Below are 1,946 nucleotides of genomic sequence, written 5' to 3' on the forward strand. Positions count from 1 at the left end.
GAGAATGTCTATTCATTGTGGATGCTTTTGATAAGTGATTTCTTTATAAACAACGATTTTATTAATATAATGCGTTATTTTCTTGATATTTCTCCACGTTTCTCTTGTTTTCTTTTATAATGAAAGTATATTGAATGTGGAGGGATTGGAATGAGTCGGGTTCGTTACAAGCAATTTGATCAACTTTCGTTCAGTGATATTGAAGTTTTTTCGTGTTTACCAGAACATCCTATTTGGAGTCGGGTTGCTGAACAAATTGATTTTTCTTTTGCTGACCGGATCTGCTCCCACCTGTACTCCGGGAGGGGGCAGCACCCGTACGCGCCATCCCTGAAACTCAAACTTCATATTGTGCAGCGGTATTATCATTTGTCGGATCGTGAAATGGAAGAGCGTGTCATCGGTGACTTGTTTATTAAACGCTTTTTAGGAGTGCCCGTTTCCTTTACAGGCTTTGACCATAGCACACTTGGACTGGACCGCAACCGAATGGGTTCCGAGTTATTCGATGTGTGCCATCACTATATCCTTGCCCAAGCCAAGCAGAGGGGGCTTTGGGGGGACAATAAGGACTTGTGGCTGGTCGATTCGTTTCCTACACACGGCGCTATTGCGAAGCGGTCTGCCTATCGTTTGATCCAGCAAGGGATGTTACGGGTGGTCAACCCGCTAAAACGCGCTTTTCCTGCTCTGCATCGGCAATTGTTGAAAGAGGTTGATCTTCATGCGCTTCAGATGAAGTTTCCGCAGAAAGGGACAGAGGGAGAGCGGTTGGCGGCATTTAGCCAACTGGTCGTTCAAGCCTACGGTCTCTTGTATTGGTTTGAAAGCGACTCGGTACGTCGGCTCTTTTGGTCATGGCCTCGTCGGGATCGTCAACTCGCTTCACTCGAAAGTCAAGCGATTCTGTACAAAATTCTCACGCAGTATGTACATCCAGAGGATCCCCATGATCCGAGTGCGCCCTACAAAAGGCGTTCCAAGTCCGAAAGACCTAAAGATCTCATCCTAAGTAGCGTGGACCCGGATGTACGTGGTGGATACAAGTCCAAGAGTGTCAAGTTTACCGGTGACAAAGTACAAGTCGTGAAGTCTTCTCTCTCTGACCTTGTCCTTACGGCAGAACCGATTCCCGGAAATGAAGATGATGGGAAACGGCTGCGCGAACTGGTTGAACAAGTACAGAGCATGCACCATGTCACACCGGCTGCCGTTGTGGGAGATACCGCCTACGGGACAGGACGTAACCTCAGTCACTTTGCAGAAATGAACATCAAGCTTTCAGCCCCCGTCTGGTCTCAAGTTGGCGCCAGCAAAAACGGTATGCGGAGCAATGAAGAATTTGCGTATGATCCGCTAGCCAACACCGTCACTTGTCCCCAAGGCCAGACGACAGCGATTTCCTATCACAGCCAAGAGCGTGAAGGGAAAACGTATAAGTTTACCGCTTCCCAATGCGCAGTGTGCCCGGTACGGTCTACCTGCACCACTGCAAAAAAGACAGGGCGAACCATCTTCATTAGCGATTACTACGAACTGCACCAACAGTCGAAGGCATGGAACGAAACGGAAGAAGGCAAGGCTATGCAGGCTACGCGCACGACTGTTGAACGTAAGAACAACGAGATGAAAAATCACCACGGTTTAGGCAGGGCTCGCACGCGAACCCGTGAGAGACGACGCAGAGATGTAAAAGTTGTCTGCATGGTTGTTAACATGAAAGTGATCATCAAAAAAATCGGAAGTACGACACTTAGCTTTATTCGAAAAAAGAGAATTTCCGATTCAAGGGAGAAGTCTGCCCATTTAGCGCAATGAATAAGAAAAAACCTCAAAGAGAACCCCAAATATGACCATTTAGAGGTCTCACACACCCAAATACCAGCAAATATCCACAAAAAGGAAAATAGATACACTTTAGCATGAATTGAATAGACACTCTCTAA

1 protein-coding gene is annotated in these 1,946 nt (G+C 46.9%); it reads left to right on the plus strand.

The genetic code is table 11. From position 1 onward, the window contains the following. Positions 1-150: 150 nt before the first annotated feature. Positions 151-1,818, plus strand: a complete 1,668-nt coding sequence (locus tag LQV63_RS31180) for a transposase (protein ID WP_233699646.1) — start codon at positions 151-153, stop codon at positions 1,816-1,818. Positions 1,819-1,946 lie beyond the last annotated feature (128 nt).

The organism is Paenibacillus profundus, assembly GCF_021369635.1.
Taxonomy (GTDB): Bacteria; Bacillota; Bacilli; order Paenibacillales; family Paenibacillaceae; genus Paenibacillus_B; species Paenibacillus_B profundus.